At 75.9% G+C, this 22,910-nt stretch carries 13 protein-coding genes; 11 read left to right on the forward strand and 2 right to left on the reverse strand.

Annotation, left to right across the window (positions count from 1 at the left end):
* Nucleotides 1-163 precede the first annotated feature (163 nt).
* The 11 genes from FRAAL_RS32285 to FRAAL_RS01030 are packed head-to-tail and all read left to right on the forward strand — an operon-like array spanning nt 164 to nt 19,261.
* Complete coding sequence (locus FRAAL_RS32285; protein ID WP_041938636.1) at nt 164-811, forward strand: hypothetical protein; 648 nt, start codon at nt 164-166, stop codon at nt 809-811.
* Complete coding sequence (locus FRAAL_RS30110; RefSeq protein WP_011601478.1) at nt 808-2,901, forward strand: DUF4407 domain-containing protein; 2,094 nt, start codon at nt 808-810, stop codon at nt 2,899-2,901. Before FRAAL_RS32285 ends, FRAAL_RS30110 begins: the two co-directional genes overlap by 4 nt.
* A complete protein-coding gene (locus tag FRAAL_RS00990) occupies nt 2,898-3,605 on the forward strand; it encodes a 4Fe-4S single cluster domain-containing protein (RefSeq protein WP_011601479.1) in 708 nt (235 codons plus the stop codon). The genes FRAAL_RS30110 and FRAAL_RS00990 overlap by 4 nt, the downstream gene beginning before the upstream one ends.
* Nucleotides 3,602-5,197, forward strand: a complete 1,596-nt coding sequence (locus FRAAL_RS00995) for a serine/threonine-protein kinase (protein ID WP_041938637.1) — start codon at nt 3,602-3,604, stop codon at nt 5,195-5,197. The genes FRAAL_RS00990 and FRAAL_RS00995 overlap by 4 nt, the downstream gene beginning before the upstream one ends.
* Before the next feature lie 58 nt (nt 5,198-5,255).
* Entirely contained in the window at nt 5,256-6,671 is a 1,416-nt protein-coding gene (locus FRAAL_RS01000) for a hypothetical protein (protein ID WP_041938638.1), read from the forward strand.
* Between the two features lie 6 nt (nt 6,672-6,677).
* On the forward strand, nt 6,678-10,346 hold the full coding sequence (locus FRAAL_RS30115) for an AAA family ATPase (RefSeq protein ID WP_011601482.1): 3,669 nt from the start codon (nt 6,678-6,680) through the stop codon (nt 10,344-10,346).
* A complete protein-coding gene (locus FRAAL_RS01010; protein ID WP_157891944.1) occupies nt 10,343-12,469 on the forward strand; it encodes an RING finger protein in 2,127 nt (708 codons plus the stop codon). The genes FRAAL_RS30115 and FRAAL_RS01010 overlap by 4 nt, the downstream gene beginning before the upstream one ends.
* Nucleotides 12,466-13,473 (forward strand): hypothetical protein, encoded by a 1,008-nt coding sequence (locus FRAAL_RS01015; RefSeq protein ID WP_011601484.1) that lies wholly within the window; start codon nt 12,466-12,468, stop codon nt 13,471-13,473. Before FRAAL_RS01010 ends, FRAAL_RS01015 begins: the two co-directional genes overlap by 4 nt.
* Complete coding sequence (locus FRAAL_RS33875) at nt 13,470-17,165, forward strand: hypothetical protein (RefSeq protein WP_011601485.1); 3,696 nt, start codon at nt 13,470-13,472, stop codon at nt 17,163-17,165. The genes FRAAL_RS01015 and FRAAL_RS33875 overlap by 4 nt, the downstream gene beginning before the upstream one ends.
* Entirely contained in the window at nt 17,162-18,316 is a 1,155-nt protein-coding gene (locus FRAAL_RS01025; protein ID WP_157891945.1) for a hypothetical protein, read from the forward strand. Before FRAAL_RS33875 ends, FRAAL_RS01025 begins: the two co-directional genes overlap by 4 nt.
* A gap of 57 nt (nt 18,317-18,373) precedes the next feature.
* A complete protein-coding gene (locus FRAAL_RS01030; protein WP_011601487.1) occupies nt 18,374-19,261 on the forward strand; it encodes a hypothetical protein in 888 nt (295 codons plus the stop codon).
* A gap of 8 nt (nt 19,262-19,269) precedes the next feature.
* On the opposite strand, the gene FRAAL_RS01035 is transcribed toward FRAAL_RS01030, so the two are convergent.
* Both FRAAL_RS01035 and FRAAL_RS01040 read right to left on the reverse strand, forming a co-directional pair.
* Entirely contained in the window at nt 19,270-21,402 is a 2,133-nt protein-coding gene (locus tag FRAAL_RS01035; RefSeq protein ID WP_011601488.1) for a hypothetical protein, read from the reverse strand.
* Between the two features lie 12 nt (nt 21,403-21,414).
* Nucleotides 21,415-22,833, reverse strand: a complete 1,419-nt coding sequence (locus tag FRAAL_RS01040; protein ID WP_011601489.1) for a hypothetical protein — start codon at nt 22,831-22,833, stop codon at nt 21,415-21,417.
* Between the last annotated feature and the right edge of the window lie 77 nt (nt 22,834-22,910).

The raw sequence follows: 22,910 nt of genomic DNA on the forward strand, positions 1-22,910 counted from the left end.
GACGGGTCGGATTTCCGCAAACGCATTGGTGTACATTGCAGACGGCATCGGTCGTCGGAACGGGGAACGACGGGCGGTGGCGGCGCGTCGCGGTGGCCAGGACGGTCCGTGCGTGGAGGCAGCATGCCATTCCCCGTTCCGGCGTACGGGGAGGGTCACGCCGATGAGCACACCGACGCCACCCGGCGTCCCGTCCTTCTCCTTCCTGGGCGCCCGGCCGCGGGCTGGCGTGCGCGGGGACGTCTACGAGCTGAGCTGGGTCGCGACCGGCGCCAGTCGGGTCGAGATCGACGGGTACGGCATCCACCCGCCGGAGGGCTCGACGCTCGTCGCCTTCGACGGCACCGTCTCCCGCCGGCTGGCCGCGCGCGGTCCGGGAGGCGTGAGCAACCGGTTCAGCCCGCCGGTCTGGACTCTCGAGCCGCCCGATCCACGGCTGCCGCGGCGGCCGAATGCCGGTCGCGCGCTGGGCCGCGCCCGGCCTGGCAGCGCTGTGACCACGGTGCCGCAGGTACCGCGGGCATCCGAGCTGCTGGCCGACGCCGCCCCGCCGTCGCCGGCCGGCGCGGGGCGTGGGCCGGGGCCGGCCGACGGCGGTGATCCGCCCCGGCTGGCCTGGCAGGCCGCGAACCTTCGTCCGTCCCGGTGGTTCTGGGCGAGCCGTCGCCGCGCCGACGGTGGCGGGCGCGGCTGGGGCCCACCGATGTGGACGCTCCTGCCGCGCCGCCGGCCCGGCCGCGCAACACCCACCGACGCTCGCCGGGACACTGGCAAAAATCGGGCAAACAGGACAGGACGCCAAGCATCATGACGTTCAGGGAGCGGCTCGCTTCTCCGTTCCGGCTATTCGGTGAGCTCGCGCTGTGGTTGTCCTCAGCCGACATGGAAATCCTGGAGCGGTTCCGGGCGGACCGGGCAAAGTTTGTCGGCCTCGGCAGCGCCGTAATCATTACTTCCGGGATGGCGGGGTTCTCCGCGGCGTTTGCCGTGCACATGGCCCTGAAGCTGCCCGTCGTGGCCTGTGTGATCGTCGGCCTGCTGTGGGGTGCCGCGATCATGGCATTCGACCGGTGGCTGGTCGCCACCGCGAGCCGCGGCAACCTGTGGCTCCTGCTGCCGCGCTTCCTGCTGGCGCTGCTCATCGGCGCCGTCGTGTCGACCCCGTTCGTCCTGCGCGTCTTCCAGCCGGAAATCCTGGACCAGGTCGCGTTGATGCAGCACACGCGGCAGAGCGACATCACGACGCAGGCGCAGTCCGATTCCACCGGCACCCGGATATCGGCGCTGCAGCTCGACGAGGCGAAGCAGAACGCGATCATCGCGGCGGGCGGGCCGCCGCTGACCGTCGAGGACGATCCACAGGTCAAGGGCCTCGAAGCCAAGATCGCCCCGCTGCAGGCCAAGTGGGACCAGGCCAACGAGGCGGTGATCTGCGAGGAGGCCGGCAACAGCAACTGCGGCGTGGCCAGCACGGGCGTCCACGGCGACGGCTTCATCACCGCCCAGCGCAAGGCCGCGCGGGACCAGATCGGGGCTCAGCTCGATCCGCTGAAGGCCAGCCTCCAGGCCGCACGTGCGGCGGCGACCGTGAACATCGCCCAGCAGAAGGCGAAGGCCGTCGTGGACGCCCAGCAGAAGGTCAAGGCCGACCGCGCCGAGCTGGCGCGACTCACCCCGATCCAGGACGCGGACACGAAGCGGCGAGAGGAGGCGAACAACGGCAACACCGGCCTGCTGATCCGGATGGAGGCCCTGAGCGCGCTGACCAAGCACAACCCGACGATGCGCACGACGCACTGGACGCTGTGGGCGTTCTTCACCGCGATCGAGTGCTTCCCGCTCCTGTTCAAGCTGTTCATGTCGCTGGGCCGACCGACCCGCTACGAGGAGGCGCTGGCCCTGCAGGAGCGGGCCGACCTGGACGTCTCCCGGCAGCGCACCCGCCGCCAGCGCGCGACGGACCTGCTCAACGACGCCGACCCGCTGGCCGAGGCCCAGGCCGAGCGCGAGGAGAAGGACACCCAGCTGGCGAGGCTGACCCGACAGACGATCCGGGCCCAGGCGTCGCTCGCCGAGGAGGCGCTCGCGCTGTGGACCGAGCAGGAACGGGAGCGGATGCTGGCCAACCCCGGCGAGTACCTGCGCTCCGGCCCGACGGTGTCGCCGCCGCCGCGGTTCGCCTCCCGGGACCAGGCCGCGCCCGACAACACCGGGACCGGCGTCGCCCGCCCGTGGCCACCGGCCCCCCGCGAGCAGCCGCGCGGTGCTCGGCCCCGCCCGGCGGCGGGCAGCCGTCCCGCCCGCGGCCCGGCCCCCTTCGTTGCGCCCACCGGGCCCGTCCCGTCCACCGTCCCTACGACCGTGCCCCCGACGCCGATGGCCGGCACGGAGTCCGTGAACAGCACTGTGCGTCGCAACGACGCTGTGTCCGGCAACGGCGCTGTGTCCGGCAACGGCGCTGTGCCAGGCAACGGCGCGGAGCCGGCGACCGGGACGGCACCGGCCGACGAACCGCCTGGCTACGGCGATGCGGCTGCCGGGCGCGAGATCGACGGTTTCACGGTCGGCCGCATCGACCGTGCCCGGCAGCCGGAAACCGACGCCGACGCCGACGCCGACGCTCCGACGGTCGTCCCGGACGGCTCTGTAGGTACCGACAGCTCTGTCGGTTCGGCCGGCTCGGTCGCTCCGGGCGGTTATGCCCCGCCGGCCGCCTACGGCGTCCCGGCGACGTATGTCGCTCCGGCCGCCTACGACGCGCCAGACAGCGGCGTCCCGCTGGACGGTTATGGCGATGAGGTCACGATTGAGCGTGACCTGTCCGAGGAGGAAACCTACTTCCCTGGCCGGAGCCAGCCGCCTCGGCCGGGACGCGGCGAGGACGGCGGCGAGCCGCGGTGACAGGCGTCAGCCGGCCCGGCAGCCTTCCGCTCAACGTCGCCGCGACGGCGACGGGCACGCGGGCGCTGGGCCCCGGTGTCCGGTCGGCGGTGTGGGTGCAGGGCTGCCCGTTCGACTGCGCGGGCTGCGTCGCCCCGGACTGGATCCCGGACCGGCCGGCCCGGGCGGTGACGCCGGAGGTCCTGGCCGAAGAGCTGTGCGCGGACCCCGCCGTCGAGGGACTGACCTTCTCCGGCGGGGAGCCGATGGCGCAGGCGGCGGGCCTGGCCGAGCTGATCCGCCTGGCGCGGCTGCGCCGCCCGGAGCTGTCGCTGGTCTGCTTCACGGGCTACCGGCTGCAGCGCCTGCGTGCGGCTGCGCCGTCGCCCGGCGTCACCGACCTGCTCGCCGCGGTCGACGTGCTCATCGACGGGCGGTACGTCGCGGCCCTCAACGACGACCGCGGCCTGCGCGGCAGCTCCAACCAGCGGATCCACCATCTCACCGACCGGCTGCGCGGCGAGGCCGACTACTTCGACGGCCCGCGCCGCGCCGAGATCCGGCTCGGCACCCGGGATGTCCTGGTCGTCGGCGTGCCGCCGCGCGGCCTGCTCGATGCCGTGGACACAGCCCTCAACGGCCCGCCCCGGTCGGGCGCGGGTTCGGCAGTCGCGGCGCCGGGCGGCCGGCCTGCCGAATCGGTGGAGACGGGAGACCAGAGATGAGCTGCGTCCAGATCAGCTTCGTGTCGCTCGCCGGCAGCGGGACCCGGGCCGCCAAAGCGGCCCGAGCAGCTCGGGCGGCCCGGGAGGCCGCAGCGGCGCGGGAGGCGGCGGTGGCCGCGCGGGCGGTGGCTCGGGCGGTGGCCGAGCGCACGCGGGAGGCCCAGCGCCAGGCCGAGGCCATGACCGAAGCGATCCGTGTAGCCGCCCAGCGTGACCTGGCCGACGCCCTGGGCCCCGTGGAGGCCCGTGCCGCCGCGGCCGAGGCGGCGACCACGCGGTTGTCCGCGGCGGCTGCCCACATCGAGCGCCAGACCAACGCCCGGCTCGCCGAGCAGGCCCGCCAGATCGCCGGTCTGCGCGTCGAGACCGCCGAGCGGTTCGACGCCGCCCAGCGAGAGTTCCGGGCGGCGTTGCGGGCCGAACGCGACGGGCGCGAACAGGCGATGGAGTCGCTGCGCGCCGAGATCCGCTCGGCGCGGGCCGGGCGCGGCCTGGCGCTGGAGGACGCCGGACGCTGGCTCGACGACGCCGGTGTCCTCGTCGAGCTGATCGGCGCCACGCTGCCGCACGAGCGATTCACCCCCGGCCGGCTCGCCGCGCTCGGGCGGAACCTCGGCCGGGCTCGCGAGAACGTCGAAGCCGGCTTCGCCGAGGCCGCGCTGGCCGCGGCGCAGGGCGTCTACCAGCAACTGTCCGACCTGCGCGTCGAGGTGGAGTACCTCGACCGGCAGTGGCGCACGCTGCGGGCCGGGGCGCTCGACGCGCTGGGGATCGTCGTGGACCTTCTCGAGCGCGGGGCGGTCCAGCCGGTGCTGGACGAGGACGGCGACCCGCTGCCCGGCGTGACCCTCGACGTCGACCGCTGGTCCCGCGGCGAGCTGACCGCCCTGCGCGCCGAGGTCACCACCCTGCTCGCCGACGTCCGCGCCGACGAGCCAGGGCCGGCCGGGCTGGCTGGGCTGGCCGGGCCGGGCTCGTCGGCTGGGCCGGCCGGGGGCGCGCGGCGGCTGGACCCGGCCGACCTGCGCGAGGTGGTCGAGACCCGCGCGCCGGCCTACGAGGCGCGCCTGGCCGCGGTCATCGAGGCGGCCGGGACAGCCCAGCTCGGCTCCCAGCTGCGGGTGTCGATCGCCGACGCCGTCGTCGGGACTCTCGTCGGCGACGGCTTCGTCCTCGCCGACCACACCTACGCCGGCCAGGACGACCGCAACGGCTTCTACGCCCGCGTCGAGCACCCCGACGGCGGGATCGTCGTCGTCGACGTGTCGCCGGCCGAGGACGATCCGGGCGCATGCGAACTGCGGGTCCTCAGTTACGACGACGTCGGGGCCGAGGACATCCGGGCCGACCGGGCCCGCGCGCTCGCCGGCGTGCTGCGCGCGCAGGGGCTCGAGGTCACCGACCCGGCGCCCGGGCCGATGCCGGCCGAGGTCGCGCTGCGCGATCTCGACCGCGTCCGGCGCGGACCGATCCCGCGGGAGGCCCCCGCGGCCGGCGGCGGCCACGGCCATCACCACCAGCAGCACCATCTCCACCACCACCACCACCACCAGCACCAGCACCAGCACCACCACCAGCACCACCAGCACTGATGACCATCCACAGGTGCCAGCGCGGGCCGGTCCCGCCGCTGACAAGCGGAGGTGCCCGATGAGCGGCGTGAAGCGGACCTATGTGTCGGTCGACCAGACGGCGTGGGCCGAGGCCCAGCGGGCGGCGGCGCGGCTGCGCGACGTGCGCCGCGACCTGCCCCGGATGGTCGAGGGCGTCCGCGAGCAGGCCCGCCGGGACGCACAGGCGGCGATCCGGCCGGTCGAGGAACGAGCCCGCGCGGCCGAGCGCCAGATCGCGAAGCTGTCGGCCCGGGCCCGCCGGTTCGAGCGCGAGACCCAGGTCCGGCTGGATCGGCAGCGTCAGGACCTTGCCGGCCTGCGGACGGACACCGAGAACGCGTTCGCCGCCCAGGAGCGGCAGTTCCGGGCGGCGATCCAGGCCGAGCGCGCCGCCCGCCAGAAGGCGGTCGACGAGCTGCGCGCGGATGTCGATGCCCTGCGTGACGAGCGGAGCCGGGCGCGGGACGCGGCCCGGGAGTGGATCGCCGACGCCGAGGGGCTGGCCACCCTGATCCGCGACACGCTGGCGTCCGAGCGCTTCCGGCCGGGACGGCTCGCCGGGCTGGAGCGTGATGTCGCGACGGCCCGCCAGAACGTCACGGACGGGTTCGGCGAGGCCGCGCTCACCGCCGCCCAGCGGGCCTACGACGGCCTGTCCGACCTGCGGTACGAGCTGGAGGTGACCGACCGCGAGTGGCACGCCGCCCGCGACGCGGCCAACGAGGCATTGCTGCTGGTCGGCCGGATCGCGCAGGAGCAGGGCGTCCAGCCGGCCCTCGACGAGGACGGCCGGCCGATGGCGGACGTCACGCTGGACGTCGACCACTGGTCGAACGGTGAGCTGGCGGCCCTGCGCGCCGAGGTCGAGACGCTGCTCGCCGAGGTGCGCGACGACAGCCCCGGGGCCGGGCCCCGGGCCGGGCGCGAGGTGACGACCCGCGAGGTGACGACGGACGAGCTGCGCGAGATCGTCGAGGAACGCGCGCCGGAGCTGGAGGCCCGCCTGGCCGACATCGTCGAGCGGGCCGCGCTGAACCAGCTCGCCTCCCAGCTGCGGGTCAACGTGGCCGACGTCGTCGTCCAGACCCTCGTCGACAGCGGCTTCGCCCTGGCCGACCACACCTACGCGGGCGAGGACGACCGCAACGCCTTCTTCGCCCGCGTCACGCACCCCGACGGAGGTGTCGTCGTCGTCGACGTCTCGGCCGCCGAGACGGCCCCGGCCTGTGACCTGAAGATCCTCAGCTACGACGAGGTCGGCGCCGAGAACATCCGGCTCGCCCGCGCCGAGGAGCTTGCCGCCGCGCTGCGGGCGCAGGGCCTGGACGCGGCGGCACCGCGCGCGGACGCGGCGCCGCCCGACGAGTCGCTGCACCACGACCTGAACCCCGTCCGGTATGCGCCGCCGGCGCGGCCCGTACCGCTCGCGACGCCCGTGGCCCGGCCCCGGTAGCGCTCGATGACCGTTCCGACCGACCCGGCGGGCGGCGGCGGGTCCCCCCGCTCGGCCGAGCGTTTGAGCAGCGCGTTCCGCTACACCGGCGACCCGCTGTTCGTGCTCCACGGCCCCGGCGTGCTCGACGCCCTGGTCTGCCGCGACTACCTGGAGCGCGACTTCGAGGCGGCCCTGTGGGAGGAGCTGTCCGCCGCGGGCTTCGAGCGCATCGTGTTCTGGACCCCGTGGGAGAAGGGTCTCTACTTCCGCGACGCCGACTCCTCGGCCGGGCGCCCGCGGGGGACCGGGAGCCCGCTGGGGACCGGGAGCCCGCGGGGAATCGGAGCGAGCGAGACGGCGAACGCGGCGGGGCCGGTCCCGCCCCCCGCCGCCCCGGGCGGTCCCGCCGGCGGGACCATGCGCTTCTTCAACGGCCCGATGGGTGCCGTCAACCGGCTTGGCGCGGGCCGCCTGGGGCCGGGCAGGCCGAGCGGGCCGGGCGGGCCGGGTGCGGGCGCCGCGGTCGGTACCGGCCGCCCGCCGGCGGCGAGCACGGTGGGCAGCATGACGGACGGGGCCGCGGTCCGGCTGCTGGCGACCTGGCTCAGCCCGCGCGGCCCGCGCAACCCGCTGCGCACCGCGGCCGTGTTCCTGTCCACCCCCGAGCTGCTCACCCACCTGAGGCCGGAGGCGGTGCGGCCGTTGGCCGGGCTCTTCGGCGAGCTGACCGGCGGGCCGCGCACCGACCATCTGTGCGTGCTGATCTCCGGGGAGTCGGACCGGTCCCGCATCATCGCGGAGGTCCGCCGCACCGGCCTGTTCACGACGCTCGCCGACTGGCTGGAGGGCACCGCGGCGGACGGCTGCTACGGCTACGTCGGGCACGCGCCGCCGGCCGAGATCGAGCGCGCGATTCACCGGACCCGCCTCGTCGACGGGCTGGACATCGGTGACTGGGCCGGGCTGCCACGGCTGGCGGCCGCGATGTCGGCCGAGTCGAACGCGACCCGCAAGTGGCTGAGCACCATGCAGTTGTGGGCGCGTGAGCGACGTCCCCTGGACGGCCCGGAGCTCGCGAAGGCCGGCCATCTCACCGGCGGCTCACCGGACGGGCGCTCCGCCTGGGAGCGGCTCGACGCGATGACCGGCCTCGGGACGGTGAAGGAGCACGTCCGCCGGCTGGCGGGCGCGACGCGGCTGCTGGCGGCGCGGCCGGCCGGGTCGGGCCGGCGGGCGCAGGCGGGTTCGCACCATCTGGTGTTCACGGGTGGGCCGGGCACGGGCAAGACGACGGTGGCCCGGCTGATCGGCGAGATCTACCGGGATCTCGGCATCCTGGCCCGCGGCCACGTCCGCGCGCCCGAGGTCTCCCAGCTCGTCGCCGGCTACGAGGGTCAGACCGCGATCGCGGTGAACCGGGAGGCCGACGAGGCGCTGGACGGTGTGCTGTTCATCGACGAGGCGTATCGCCTGACCGAGCGTCGGGACAGTCCGTTCGGGCAGGAGGCGGTCAACGCCCTGCTGAGCCGGATGGAGAACGACCGTGAACGGCTGGTCGTCATCGTCGCCGGCTACCAGGGTGAGATGAAGCGGTTCCTGGACGCGAACCCCGGACTGCGCGGGCGCTTCCCCGAAGCGAACATCATCCACTTTCCCGACTACGAGCCCGACGAACTCACCGACATCCTGCTGCGGAACCTGGCGGACATCGGCCTGACCTGGGAGCCGGACACCGAGGAGGCGTTGCGTACCGTCGTCGCCGGGATCCACCGGCTGCGTGACGAGCGTTTCAGTAACGCTCGGGAGATGCGTTCCCTCGCCGACGACCTCCAGGCCAACTGGTCCAGCCGCGTCCAGCGGGCGGCCGGCGCCGTCGACCTGGGCAAGCGTCCCGCCGGGGACGACGGCCGGGCCGCCGCGTGGGCCGCCGAGCAGGAGACCGCCGCGCCGGGCGATCTCGCTGCGCTCTGGGAGCGTCCGCTCCTGCGCGCCGACATCCCGGGGCGTTACGCGATGCACCTGCCCGGCCAGGCCCCGCCGATCGACGAGGTCCTGGCCGGGCTGGCCGAGCTCATCGGGCTTGGGCAGGTCAAGGCGCACATCCGCGAGCTGGCCGGCACGATGCAACTGCTGGCGGCGCGGCCGGCCGGGTCGGGCCGGCGGGCGCCGGCGGGGTCGCACCATCTGGTGTTCACGGGTGGGCCGGGCACGGGCAAGACGACGGTGGCCCGGCTGATCGGCGAGATCTACCGCGCGATCGGCGTTCTGCGCCGGGGTCACGTCCGCGCGCCCGAGGTCTCCCAGCTCGTCGCCGGCTACGAGGGTCAGACCGCGATCGCGGTGAACCGGGAGGCCGACGAGGCGCTGGACGGTGTGCTGTTCATCGACGAGGCGTACCGGCTCACCGAGCGTCGGGACAGTCCGTTCGGGCAGGAGGCGGTCAACGCCCTGCTGAGCCGGATGGAGAACGACCGTGAACGGCTGGTCGTCATCGTCGCCGGCTACCAGGAACACATGAGGCGGTTTCTGGACGCGAACCCGGGGCTGCGCGGGCGCTTCCCCGAAGCGAACATCATCCACTTTCCCGACTACGAGCCCGACGAGCTCACCACCATTCTCCTGCGCCAGCTCACCGCCGGCGGCCTGACCTGGGAGCCGGAGACCGAACAGGCGCTGCGCGCCGTTGTCGCCGGCATGTACCGCCGCCGCGGCGAGGACTTCAGCAACGCCCGGGCCATGCGGTCCCTGGCCGACGAGCTGCGCGCCCGGTGGTCCGGCCGTGTCCTGGCCGACGGCGGCCCGGGCGGCGACCCGGCGCGGCTGGCCGCGCTGTGGGAGCGCCCGCTGCTGCCGGCGGACATCCCCGAGCGCCTCCAACGGGACCTGCCCGGGCGGGTCCCGCCGATCGAACAGGTACTGGCCGCGCTGGACGCGCTGGTCGGCATGGGGCCGGTGCGCGCAAGCCTGGAGGCCCTCCAGCGCAGGCTGCGCCACCGCCAGCGGATCGGCGCCCCGGGCGTCGTGGCGCCGCACCTGCTCTTCCTCGGGCCACCCGGGACGGGCAAGACGACCGTCGCCCGCCTGGTCGGCGAGATGTTCGCGGCGCTCGGCCTGCTCAGCAAGGGCCACGTCGTCGAGGTGAAGCGGGAGGACCTGGTCGCCGGCTACCTCGGCCAGACCGAGCAGAAGACCAGCGACGCCATCGCCAAGGCGATCGGCGGGGTGCTGTTCATCGACGAGGCGTACGCCCTCGCGCGGGGCGGCCCGCAGGACTTCGGCCGGGAGGCGATCAACACGCTCGTCCCCGCGATGGAGAACCTGCGCGGGCGGCTCGTCGTCATCGCCGCCGGCTACCCCGGCTCGATGCGGGAGTTCCTCGCCGTCAACGAGGGCCTGCCCTCGCGGTTCGGCGAGACGATCGAGTTCCCGGACTACGAACCCAACGACCTGGTCGAGATCCTGGAGCGGATGGCCGGCGCGGCGGGCTACCGGCTCGACCCGGCGGCCCGCCCGGCCGCCGCCGACTGGTTTCGCCGCCGGCGGGACGCGGACGGCCCCGCCTTCGCCAACGCCCGCACCGCCCGCGGCCTGCTGGACCGGATGGAGGACCGGCTGACCGCGCGGATGGCGCAGCGGCCCGACGCCGACCAGGCCGAACTGACCACGTTGACCGAGGCGGACCTGCCCGCATGACGTCCCCGACCCAGCCCAGGGGCCAGTTGGGACCGGTCGATCCCGTCGGTTCCGTCGGTTCCGTCGGTCCGTTCTGCCCGGTCTGCGAGCTGGCCATCCCGCCCGTGCTCCCCGGCCAGGCCGGCGAGCAGCGCTGCGACGGGTGTGGCTGGACGCTGCGCGGCCCCGTCCTGCTCGGGCCGCTCACGCCCGAGGTGACCGCCGCGTTCGACCGGCGGCTCGGCGCGGCCAGCCGGGGTTACGACCTGGGCGCCGCGGCCCGGGTCCTCGCCGCGTTCGGTGACGCCGAGCCGGGCTTGGCCGACGAGCTGGGACGCGCGGTCCGGGCCGGCCCACCGGCTCCGGGCGAGCTCGAGGCCGCGCGTGCGGAGCTCGCCGCCGCTGCCCGCGCCGCCGGCCGCGGAGCACGGCCGCGCGGCCCGACGCTGACGACGGCGCTGCTCGGCCTCGTCGGCCGGATGGGCCGGGCCGGACTGGGCGGCGGTGTCCGGCCGGGCGTCGCCGAGGTGACGGCGGATGCAGTGACCCTGTCCGTCGTCGAGGTCGACGAGCTGGGGCTGCCCGTCGCCCGCGAACTCGTCCGCCGCGACTGGGCGGAGTTGCTCCCCGGCCTGCCGAGCGACCGGCCGACCCGGCTGCTGCGGCTGGCCGGCGGGGTCGGTCCCGTCGGCGCGGTGCCGTCGGCCGCCGTCGGGGCCGTCACCGGCGCGCTGAGCGCCGCCGGCGTGACCGACGTCGTCGTCGCCTGGCGGCTCGACGACGGCTGGCCGCCGCTGGAGCGCTTCGCCGAGGCGCTCGCCGAGCCGGGGGCCTTGCGCGCGAACGTCACCTGGTGCCGGGCCTGGCCCGGCGAGTCCCCCGCCGCCGTGCTGGCTCAGGCGCCGCTGCCCACCGGGTACGGCCTGGTCGTCGCCGAGGTGGCGCAGGGGAGCCGGAACGTGCGGCTCACGACCGTCCCGCTGTTCGACGCCGGGCTCGTCGTCGGACCGAACGGGACGCCGTCCGTCGAGGTCACCGTCGGCGCGCCGCGGGGAGGCTTCGAGCTCGCGCTCGTCGTGGTCGCCCGCCCGGGTGGCACGACGGATCCGGCAGCCTGGCGGCCGGTGGCGATCGGCCGGTGCGTCGCGGCACCGGGCAGCACGCTGCCCGTCCGGGTGGCGCTCGAGGGCCCCCGGACGGTCCGGTTCCTCGAACCACCCGGGACCCGCTCGGAGCAGGTCCCGCCCGGCGGCTCGGCCGGCCCGGACAGCCCGCTGGCGGCGTCCTGGCGCGAGCTGCGCGACGGCCAGCCGTCGACCTACGGCGCCGAGCCGCTGGACCTCGTTCTGCTGGTGGAAACCGGCGGGCTCCCCCGGACGGTCGCGGCGCGCCTGTCGTTGGCCGAGCGGCTGCTGGAGCTGGTCGGCCGCGAGCACCCGGAGCCGGAAGCCGTCCGGGTAAGTGTCATCGGGTACGCCGATCACGACGTGCTCGACCCGCTCCGGGCCGGGCAGCCGGTCGTGCGGTCGGTGATCGCCCGTGCGCCCGCCGAGGCCGCAGGGGCGCCGCAAGGGTGGCGGACGCCGCACGTCACCGACGTCGCGGCGCCGATCGAGGACGCGCTGCACACGGCGCTCGACCTGCCGTGGCGGCCGGACGCGTACGGTGTCCTGATCACCATCGGGGCCCGCGGGCCGCACCCGCCGACGAAGCGAGGCGACACCTCGCTGGCAAACGAGTGCGAGTTCGGGCACGACTGGGAGCGGCTGCTACGCCGGTTGGTGGAGCGGGTCGACCCGGTCCGGATCGCCGCGCGGGGCGGCCTGGACTTCGTCCCGACCGAGCGGAGCAGCGAGGACGTGGGCCGCGCCGAGCGGGCCTGGGCGGCCCTCGGCGAGCATGGCCAGCTCCCGGCCGGCGCCGGCTACCGGGAACTGGCCGAGCTCGCCGAGCTGCTCGAGGACGGCCCCGCCGGCGCCGGCCGGCGCGGACGAGCTCTGGCGGTCCCGCTGCTGACGCCGACGCCACCACCGTCCGCCGGGACCGAGCCGGTGAGCAACAGATCCAGGCGGAGCCGTTCGACCGGGACGGCCGGCCTGACCGGCGCGACCGGGCCGGCCGGCCCGGGGTGGAGGGTGCCATGATCGACGTGCGGATCGGCCTGTGGGGCGCGCCGAGCAGCGGGAAGACAACCCTGCTCGCGGCGTTGCCCCTGGCCGCGCAACAGTCCCGGACGCCGGGTGACAGCTGGAACGTCTTCGGGGCCGACGCGCGGGCGACGTCCTGGCTCAACGAGGAGGTCGGCCGGCTCATGGGTGGCCGGTTCTCGCCCGCGACGGCGCTCAGCACCCGGCTGAGCCTGGTCATCGCGGGCGAACGTCAGCCGGACTACGGCACCCGGGTGCTGCGGACCCGCATCACCGTCGACGTGCTCGACGTGCCCGGGGACCTGTTCCAGCAGGGCGTGGTCGTGGGGGCCGCGGGGGCCGAGGGGGCCGCGCAGGAGGTGAGCTTCGACGGCGCGCCGGCCGGCGGTGGTGGGCCCCCGGTGGCCAAGCAGGCGAGCGGCTACGAAGAGCTCCTGCGGCACCTCACCGCCTGCGACGGGATCATCCTGCTGTTCGACCCGATCCGCGAGATTCGGGACCGGAACAGCTACACCGCCTTCAACGCGGTGCTGAGCGAGCTGCTCCAACGTTGCTACCAGGCCGGGCGGGTGCAGGGCGGCAAGCTGCCCCACCACCTGTTCGTCTGCGTCACGAAGTTCGACGACCCGCGGGTGATGAACGCGGCGCTGACTCCGGGTGAGCTGGCGGAGCTCAGCCGGCGAGCGGCTCCCGTGATCGACCAGTCGATCGCGGGGCGGTACTTCGACCAGCTTGCCGACCGACCCGGCACCGGCGCCGGCCACGTCCGCGCCGCCATCCGTTCGGCGTTCCGGCGCGAACGGGTCGAGTTCTACGCGACGTCCTCGATCGGCTTTCGGGCCGGGCCGGGCCGGCCCTTCAACCCGCATCACTATCAGAAAACGGTGCTCACCCAGGGTGAGACGCGCATCGTGGGCGAGGCGGCGCCGGTGGGGGTCCTGGAGCCGTTCCTGCGGATGGCGGGCAAGATCACTCGTCAGCGTGGCGGGCCGGCGGCGTGAACGGGCCCACCGGCACGGTCGAGCTCGACTGGGCACTGTTCAGCAAGCGGCCTGGCCAGCGCGACGACTACACGGTCATCGCCGCAAGCGCCGCACGCGTCCGCCCGGCCAGCCTCGCAAAAATGATCACGTACTTCGCGGTCGGCCAGCCGGCAGGTCCGGCGCCGGGCCAGCCGGGGGCGCTGCCCTGGGTCACCTTCACCGCGGCGACCGTCAGCGGCACCCCGTACATCGGCATCGCGATCAAGGAATGGCCGGCGGCACCGACCACGGACGCCACCGGCCGGATCATCGTCCCGACCCGGTTCTTCTGCCTTCCCGAGGTCGACTTCCACCGGGAGCTGGGTAGCTACCTCGCCTTCCACGACGCCGTGCGCGACGTGGCGCCCGACGGCCTGCCCAGCCAGATCGGCACCGGCCTGCTCGCTCTGCGGGTCAGCCGCCTCGACCGGCGCACCGTGCTCGCCTCGCCCGCCTGGGAGCCGGTCGGCGCCGGCCGCGCGGCCAGCCTGCGCGCCGCGCTGGCCACGGCGGCACTGCTCGTCGAGCGACCGGTGACGCTGACGCCGGCGCGCGTCGTCGACCTGCGAGCGCGAGTCTCCTACCTGGATCTGACCGCCGCGATGCTGCCGGCGGGAGCCGCCGGTGCGCTGGCCGCCAGCACGTGGGCCGATGTCCGGGCCAGCCAGCAGGTGCGGCTGGCGTTCGGCGACGACCTGGGCGCGGGTGAGGCCGCCCGGCTCGACCCGGCCCGGCCGCCGAGCCTGCGCCAGCTCGCCACGGCTTCCGGCACGGGCGGCGCCACGGCTGCCGGCGCTTCGACGATCGGCGCCACGAATGCGGGCGGCCGCTACGCCGCCGTGCTGGCCCATCTCGTCGGCGCCAGCCGGTCGGCGCCGGGCGGCGAGGACGAGCCGGCGACCGAGCGGCTGCTGACCGGCCTGGTCGAGGCGCTCGCCGCCGACCTGACCCCGCGGGCGTTCAGCCGCCCGCAGGAGTTCGCCGAGCACCTGGCGGTGACCGCGGCGACGAGCCTGGCCGCAGCCGTCCGCTCCGGCAGCCGGAGCCCGCGTGACGCCCGCGGCTACCTGGCCTCGATGCCGGTCGGCTCCGACCCGTCCCAGTGCCTGTTTCCCCTGCTCCTCGACGGTCCCGAGCCCGACGACCTGCGTCTCGCGCTGCGGCAGTGGCCCGGGCCCGGCGTGGCCGGCTCGACGCATCCGGCGACGGCGCTGGTGCGCGCGTTCGTCGGCGCCGGCGTGCCGGTGGGGATCATCGAGGAGCGGTTGACGGACGCGCCGACCCCGGTACGCGCCGCGGTCGTCGCCGCCCTGCTGGAGCCGCAGTCCGGCGAGACCGCGCCCCGCGAGGACGCCGTCAACCTGGCCGCCGAGCTGATCCGCGGCAGCCAGCCGGGCCGGGACGACGACGACTGGGCCGCCGTGCGCTCCCGGCTGCTCGCCGCGCCGGAGCTGGCCCTGCTGATCGTGCTCCGCCACATCGAGGCACGCCCCGGCGTCGGCCTCAACAACCTGTTCCGCTGGCTGGAACCGGGGCCGTCGTCGCGTACGGCCGGCGTCCTGAAGCCCTACCGGCTGCTTGCCGACAAACGGCCGCCGGCCGCGGCCGACCTCACCACGCTCACCCTGGTCGACCCGGCGGTGGTCGATCGCGCGATGCAGGCGCTGGTGAGCCTCGCCGCCGCCTGGCGGCTGCCCAGGTACGTGCTGCCCGCCGTCGGCGGCTGGCTGGAGACCGAGACCCAGTCCGGTCAGCTCCACTTCGGGCCGCGCCGCAAGGAGGAATGGCGGGCGCTGCTCGAGCGGCTGGACGAGGAGCGCGCCGAGCGGGACCGGTTGCTGCGCCTGATCGGCGCCCTCCCACCCAAGCAGTCGAAGTCGCTGCTCAAGGGCGGGAAAGGACGGAAGGCGGCCCCCGTCACCGTCGCCCTCGGTTGGCTCGGCGGCACCCAGGCCGTGCTGCGGACGGAGGACCGGGCGCTGACCGAGCTCGTCCTGAGCCACCTGCCCACGGTGACGGACGCGGACCCCGGCGCGGCCCGCTCGCCCGGCGAGCCCGACGCGACCGAGCTGTCCTTCGCCGGGGACGGTGCCGGGGTGGCGGTCGCGATCGCATACTCGGCCTCCGGCGGCTGGCGGGCCGGCCATACCGAGTTCGCCCCCTTCGTCGCCGCCGGGGGGCGGTTGGTCGAGTTCTGCGAAACGGTCCACACCCGCCTGGAGACCGGCGGGGAGCCCGGCAGCATGACCCTGCCCGGCGTGGCGGATCCCCTGGTCGTCGCCCGGCTCGCGGGCGAGGTCGCGGCGTTCGGCTTCGCGGCCGTCGCCCGGGTCGCCGCCCGGCTGCTCGAGGGGCCGGTCGTGATCGTCACCGGGCCGGACCGGCCGCCTCTCCGGCAGCGCCTGACCTTCCTGCGGGCCGTGTTCGCGCTGCTGCCCGCGGGCGTGTCCGCCTCGATGACCGTCGCGACCTGGGCGGCGGACCCGTCGCCGTTCCGGCTCGCGTTCACCGCGCGGACGCCGAGCACCGACACCACCGCTGTCAGGTGGCCGCCCCGGCCGGACGACGGGTTGCACGGCCTTGCCGGCATCTACGCCGACCGGCTGGGCTGGGCCCGGGCGCTGAGCGAGGGCACGGAACCGATCGTCGGCCAGCTCGCCGCGATGACCGACGCGGTGACCCTGGACGACCTGGCGGACCGGCTGGCCCTCGTCGGCGGTGCCAACCAGGCGTTCGGGCCGCCAGGGGAGTCCCGGCCGGTGGCGCTGGCCACGGCGAGGGAACGCCGCCGCGCGATCCTGGCCGGCCGGGCCGACACCGTCGAGGCCATGGTCCGCGCGCTGGTCGTCCTGCTTGCCGACGGCGGGGTCGCCGATGTCGAGGCGGCGTACCGGCTCGCCGACCGGGCCCGGCAGCAGGGCCGGCTCGACGACGTTCTCGCCGCCCTGCTCCGGCGCTCGGAGGCGGACCGGGAACGGCTGGCCCGCGTCCACCGAGGCGCCGTCCGGCTCGGGCTGATCCTCCCCGGCGAAGGCCTCAGACTCGTCCTGCGCGAGGCGCTGCAGGCGACACCGGCGGCCGCCGTCCGCCTGCTCGTCCAGCTCGACCTCGACGGCCGTGGACCCGGCGAGCTGGCGGAATGGAGCCGCTGGCTGCGCGCCGACGGCCAGCTCGCCGACCTCGCCGCGTTCGACGCACTGCTGGCCGACCAGCCCGCCAGCGAGGCGGCGAGGACCCGCGCCGAGGCCTACGGGCCGGACGCCCGGGCGCTGCTGCAGCGGCTCGCGCCCCGCGAGTCGGCGGTACCCGCGCCGCCGGCGGCCCGGCTCCCCGAGCCGGCGGCCACCGAGCGGTCCGATGCCGTGCCCACCGAGCCGGCGCCCACCGAGCCGGCGCCCACCGAGCCGGCGCCCACCGAGCCGGCGCCCACCGAGCCGGCGCCCACCGGTGCCGTGCCCGGTGTGCCGCCGCCTGCCGAACCGGCGGGGGTCGCCTCGGCCGGGTCCGGCGGCTGGGCCGGTGACGGTGCCCAGGCCACCACCGCCCACAGCGCCGGCGGTCCGGGCGAGCAGGCGGTGGCGGGCACCAACCCGGACGAGCCGTGGCGCAGCAGCGGCTGGCGGCCCGGCGGCTGGTCGGCCGGCGGTCCTTCGGGGGGAGCGGGCTGGTGACGGCCGCCTCGCCAGCCTCGGCCGCCCCCGGTACGGCGCGTTACGCGGCCTACGCCGCAGCCGGCTGGGCGGTGGGCCGCGGCCCGGCCGTCACCGCGGCGCTGCCGGACGAGCAGGTCGGCCGTCCCTACCTGCTCGTCTGCCAGGTCGCAACCGCCGCTGCGGCCGCGACACTGGTCGGCCTCGGGACGGTCGCCTCCGGGGCCCGACTGGTCCGGATCCTCGGCCACGAGACGGCCAGCGGTCCGGGCGCCGCCTGGTTCGCGCAGCGGGCCGGCGCCGGGGACGGCCACGCCGCCGACCTGGCGGCGATGGTCGGTGCCGGCGGCGCCAGGCTCTCCGAACTGCTCAGGCAGGCTGCCGAGAGACCGCGGATACGGGGCAGCGCGGTGGCGGCGTTCGGGCCGGCGAGCGAGTTCCGCCTGACCCTCGGCGATCTGCTCGACGGCTCCGGGCCGGTCGGGGCGACCGCCGAGGCCGCCGTCCGCGCCGTCCTCGAGCGCCGGGCCGACCTGTTCACCGGCCGGGATGCCCCCGGGTCCGTCGGTACTGCCGGCGGCGGTCCGATGCTGCAGGGACTGGTCGTCGGGCCGCTCGGGGTGCTGCCCTGGCTCGCGACGGCGGTCAGGGCGGCGGCCGTCGAGCGACTGGCGGCCGTCGATCGGCTGGCGGCCACCGGCGCCACGGCCGCGGTGGAGATACTCGCCGCCGACGACCCGTCCGGTGCGGCCGCCCGCGGCGACGAGCTGGTCGCCGCCGGGCGCGCGCACGTCGTGGACCGCTGTGAACGCGCCGTCCGGCTGTACACGCACCAGGTCCGGGACGGGCGGCTGGCCGAGGCCACGATCGCCGTCGCCGCGGCCGGCGACGCCTGGCCGGAACGGGTCACGACGGACGCGGGACCACTGCTGGTCCGCGTCGACGGGGACGCCGCGGTCGAGATCGCGGTGGAGGTGCGGCCGGCCGACTCGGGCCCGGCCCGGCGCGCGCGGCTGCGGCTGCCCGGCGGCCTGGCGGCCGGTGACTACCACGTCGGCCTCCGGCCGGGCCGCTACCCGGCCGGCGGGCTCGTCCTGAGCCCGGCCGGCGGTGGCGAGGCCCGGGTGCTGGAGATCCCGGCCGATCCCGACAATGAACATCCACGCATCTGACCATCCCGGGGCACGCCGGTACCGGCCGCGCCCGCCCATCAGCCAGGGGGGTTCCCGATGTCCGAAGGGGCGTTCGACGCGCTGCGCGCGGGGCTCGCGGACGCCGCGAAGACGCTGCGGGCGCTGACCGAGAACGGCGATGCTGACCGGCTTGACCTGCTGAACGCCGTCATGGGACTCGACGACGCGATGGGCGACGCCGCCGAGCTGCTCGCCACGCTGCCGGCCTTCCTCGCCGCCGCCGAGCCGGTTGAGCCGATCCGGTCGGACCTGGCCGACTGGGCGTCCCGGCAGGCCGAGGCGGCCCGGCGCGTCGCCCAGGCGCGGGCGCTGCTGGACGCGCGGCTGGCCGACGAACGCCAGCTCGACGGGCTGGCCGCCGAGCACGCCGAGCTGACCCGGCGGCTCGCCGACCTCGAGCGGGCCGAGCGGCTCGCCGCGTCGCTGCCGGCTCTGCGCGAGCAGCACCGAGTGCTCGCGGAGCGGGTCTCGGCCTTCTCCGACCCGGCGCTGCGCGCCGAACAGGCCGTCGAGCTGGCCGCCGTCCAGCTTGACCTGCTGACCGGCCTGCGCGCCGGCGGCTGGCGTGCCGAGCTGGCCGACGCGCTCGCCGCGGCGGCGGCCGCGCAGGCACGGCTCGCCGAGCAGCTCGCCGTCGACCGGGAACGCCTGAGCGGGCTCGAGGGCGAGAACGACCGCACCCGCGCGGAGCTGGCCGTCATCGACGAGCGGGCCGCCCGGCTCGAGGACGAGCACCGCGAGCTGCAGGCCCGGCTCTCGGCGCGGCTGAAGGCCAACCAGCGGGTCGCGGGCAGCATGGCCGGGCTACGCGAGGCCGACCGGCGCCTCACCGAGATCGACGGCATGCTGGCCGCGGCCCTGCGCGAGCGGGAGACCGCCCTGGCCGACAGTCGTCGCCGGCGGCGCAACGGCGAGGCGACCTGAGACGCGCACTACTGCCTGGGCAGGTATCCCTCGATCATGTCCCGCCAGGCCCTGGCCGTCTCGCTCGGGAGCTTCGGCCGTCCGAGCAGGTAGGTGCGCACCGCCACGCGCAGGCTGTCCGGGAGCATGTGGCCGGTGTCCCGGACGAGGCTCTCCAACAGCCGCAGCGTCCGGTCGGCGACGGCGAGGTCGGCCGGCCAGCCCTCGGCGTCCAGCGACCTGCCGAGCTCGTGCAGCAGCCGGACGCCCATGTCGGAGGCGAACCGTCTCGTGAGACCCATGACCGTCCGATGCAGCGCGACGCCGTAGTCGGGCACCGTCATCCGTGCCGCGATCGGCCGGACCGGGCGCCCGTCGAGCAGCAGCGCCACCGCGTCGGCCAGCGCCACCGCCGCCAGCTGGCCACCGGGCCGGTTGGCTCCGGGTGCGCCGCCGGTTCCCTGGCCGGCTGACGCACGTAGCTCACCGGCCCAGGCCGCGGCCACCGGGGCGGCCAGTGACCTGGCGGCCGCCTGCTCCAGCAGCCAGCGCGTCATCGGGACGCGCAGCGGCTCCCCGACGCCGACCAGCCTCGCCAGCCGCGAGAGTGCCAGCAGATACCGGTGGTCGGCGAGCAGCGGCAGGCCCGCCTCGCTGCCGGCGGCCGCGAACACCTGCCCGTCCGGCCGGTTCGAGAGGACCTCGACGAACGGCCGTACCGCCTGGGCAAGCGCGGGCTCGCGGACCAGCCAGGCCAGCCAACCCACGCTGTGCGCGGCTGCCTGGCCGCCGTCGAGGCCTGGGCCGCCGTTGCGGGCCGCAGCGCCCGCAGGGCGGGCACCGGCGGCGCGCTGGTCGTCCGCGACGGCCAGCCGCGCGAGCTCCAGCGACACGTACGGCGCGCCGTGGTGGTGCGCGAGCGCGGCGCGCACCGCGTCGTCCTGCTCGCGGGTATCCAGGCCCGCCAGCTTCCCCCGCAGCCGCTGAGCGCGCAGCAGGGCGGAGGTGTCCTCGGCGCTCCGGAGGGCAGCGCGTCGGCGCGCCTGCTGGTCCTCGGTGCCGGCCGCGGCCCCCGCGTGGGCGCGCCGAGCCCGGGTCAGGACCGGGACCAGCGTCGCGAAGAAGGCCGGCCCCGGCAGGTCAGCCAGGCTGAGCAGCGCGTGGCGCGGGTCGGCGATCGGGTGCGCGCCCTGGTAGGCCGGCTCGGTGAGGTGCGCGACGATGCGCTCCACCGGCTCGCCGTACCGGTCCCGCAGACCGATGAGCAACCGCTGGTACTCCGCGGCCGCGTCGGGCAGCGCCGGCAGCTCACCCGGGTGACCGCCGACGGGCACCCGGGCCGCCACCGCGCCGGGCCACGCCTGGTCGCTGAACGCCAGCCGGATCCGGTGGTCGGCTCCGGAACGCACCCAGGTGGAGGCGACGAGCTGGGCCCGTTGGCCGAACGGCAGCAGCGCCGCCACCGCGTCCAGCAGCCGCAGCCGCTCCGCCACCCGCTGTTCCGGCGGCAGCGCGGGCGCGCCGAGCAGCGCGACCGGGCCGCACAGCACCAGGCCCGCGACGCCGGCGGCGAACCGGAACCGATCCTCGTCGGCCAGGTACTGCGCGACCACCGCCGGGTCGAGCCCCGGGAGGTGCCCGAGCCGGGCCGGGGCGCCGGCCTCCGCATCGGTCGCGGCGTCGGCCTCTGGGCGTAGGACCGCCGCGACCGCCGGGTCCAGGCGCAGCGCGCTGTGGAGATCCTCGTACGTCACCTGTGCGGCGGCGAGCTCGTCGAACGGCGCGCACAGGTAGGTGGTGCGCGCGATCCGCCGGCCCGCGCCGTCGACCTCGGCGGTCCAGTCGCACCGCGCGACCCCGAGCAGACCGCCGCCCGGGCGCGGGGCGTAGCTCACCGTCACCCAGGGAAGTCCACCGGTGTCCGGCCGGCCAGCGGCCTCCGGCGGGGGCGGGGTGCCCGGGGTGAAGCGTCGCAGGATCGCCCCGTAGTCGCCGCGCCCGAAGTAGACCGAGCTGCACCGCAGGACCGCGTAGTCGGCGAAGGTACCCGGCAGCTTGCCCTTGACCGCCCATCCGGCCTCGATCCGCGCGGGCGGTCGACCCGCGCGCGGGGGCTCGTCGGGGGGGTGGTCTCCGCCGCGGTCGGCGGCCCCTCCGTGCATGGCGCCAGCCGCCTACAGGACGAGCGGGCCGGGTGGCGGCGGCGGGTTGAAGGTCCCGTCGCCCGCGCCGCCGGCCGGGCGGGGCCAGTCGCCGCCCGTTCCGGTAGGGGGCCCGAGGCCGTCGGGGTTGTCAGGGCCGTCGGGACCGCCGAGGTCGTCGAGGTCGTCGAGGTCGTCGCCGGGCTCGCGGGGCCGCGTCGGCTCGACGGCCCGCGGCGGGCGCGCGCGGCGGATGGAGTCCTCCAGCCAGAGAAACGGCTCCAGCACGTTGACCGGGCGGGCCCGGCCGCGGATCCGATTGACGCCGCCCACGCCGTCCTCCACATTCCGGAAGTCCTGAATGCGGAAATAGCCACTCGGGCCGATGTAGAAGCCGACGGAGGATGTCGCGAAGTAGCGAATCCGGTCAGGGTGGAAGTACCGCTCGAGCATGCCGCGGACCAGCACACCGCTGCCAGCCCGGCCGCCTCGGCAGAGCTCGGCGAAGAAGTCGGCCGCGTCGTCGTCGACGATCTCCGGCTGGAGCGTCTCGTCCTCGCTGATCCCGACGAAGCCGCCGTCGTAGGCCTGCCGGAACACCTCGGGGTCGTCAATCTTGGTGACGCAGATGGCCAGGTAGTGGGGGAGTTTGCCGTCCGGGAGCCGGGAGAGCTCCTCCGCCCGCAGCGCCACTCGTCCGAGCATGCTCTCGAGGAACTGGTAGGAGTCACCCCGGCCGGCCTCGCGCAACGGATCGAACAGATAGACCATCCCGTCCGCCCGGGCCAGATGGTCCACGAGGTTCTCGACGTCGTCGCCGGCCTCGGGTGTCTGGGCGAACAGGTCACTCACGTAGTCGTCCGAGGACGGGCCGAGGACCGCCTCCTCAGGCTGGTTGCGGAACATCGTGCCGCTGACGTCGAGCAGGGTGATGCGGAAGTCACGGCGACGGGCGCGCTGGCGCAGCATCCGGGCCAGCCACGCGCCACGCGACCGTGGCCGGAGCATCCGCAGCGACAGCGGCTCGGGGACGTCAGTGCTGGCCTGCGGAAACTCGCCGTTGGCGAGCTGGGTGCCCGCCTCGGCCAGGAACCTCGACGTGCGCGCGTTTCCCGGGAACATCAGCCAGTCCTGCTCGCCGCCGCGCTGGCGGGCGACCGCGACCTGCAGAGCGGCGAGCATCGTCGTCTTGCCGCTCTGCGTCGCGCCCCACAGCCCGATCCGGCTGCCGGTCTCCGCTTCGTTCTCCTCACGCCGGCCGGTCCGGCGCCCGCCGGCCGCGGGGCCGCCGCGATCGGCCGCGCCGCCGAACCCGGCTGCGCCGACACGGCGGCGTTCGCGCGCGCGGTCACCTCCCCGCCCAGGGCGAAGACCATCGCCCCGCCCGGCGGGGCCGCGCCGCCAGCCCCGGGCGCCTCGCCCCGGGCCGGTCGGTTCGGCCGGCTGCGTCATCCGTTCCACCACCGGGTACCGGCAGGATCGCCGGACTCGTGCCAGGTCATGATTCCCCCGTACTCGTCTCGCGGACG

It is taken from the genome of Frankia alni ACN14a, from assembly GCF_000058485.1.
GTDB classification, from domain to species: domain Bacteria; phylum Actinomycetota; class Actinomycetes; order Frankiales; family Frankiaceae; genus Frankia; species Frankia alni.

Excerpts from the sequence above, each read along its gene's own strand:
- FRAAL_RS01030 (WP_011601487.1), top strand. The coding sequence starts at position 18,374 with ATGTCCGAAGGGGCGTTCGACGCGCTGCGCGCGGGGCTCGCGGACGCC.
- FRAAL_RS01000 (WP_041938638.1), top strand. The coding sequence starts at position 5,256 with ATGAGCGGCGTGAAGCGGACCTATGTGTCGGTCGACCAGACGGCGTGG.
- FRAAL_RS30110 (WP_011601478.1), top strand. The coding sequence starts at position 808 with ATGACGTTCAGGGAGCGGCTCGCTTCTCCGTTCCGGCTATTCGGTGAG.
- FRAAL_RS01035 (WP_011601488.1), bottom strand. The coding sequence starts at position 21,402 with ATGCACGGAGGGGCCGCCGACCGCGGCGGAGACCACCCCCCCGACGAG.
- FRAAL_RS01010 (WP_157891944.1), top strand. The coding sequence starts at position 10,343 with ATGACGTCCCCGACCCAGCCCAGGGGCCAGTTGGGACCGGTCGATCCC.
- FRAAL_RS32285 (WP_041938636.1), top strand. The coding sequence starts at position 164 with ATGAGCACACCGACGCCACCCGGCGTCCCGTCCTTCTCCTTCCTGGGC.
- FRAAL_RS01040 (WP_011601489.1), bottom strand. The coding sequence starts at position 22,833 with ATGACGCAGCCGGCCGAACCGACCGGCCCGGGGCGAGGCGCCCGGGGC.
- FRAAL_RS01015 (WP_011601484.1), top strand. The coding sequence starts at position 12,466 with ATGATCGACGTGCGGATCGGCCTGTGGGGCGCGCCGAGCAGCGGGAAG.
- FRAAL_RS00995 (WP_041938637.1), top strand. The coding sequence starts at position 3,602 with ATGAGCTGCGTCCAGATCAGCTTCGTGTCGCTCGCCGGCAGCGGGACC.
- FRAAL_RS30115 (WP_011601482.1), top strand. The coding sequence starts at position 6,678 with ATGACCGTTCCGACCGACCCGGCGGGCGGCGGCGGGTCCCCCCGCTCG.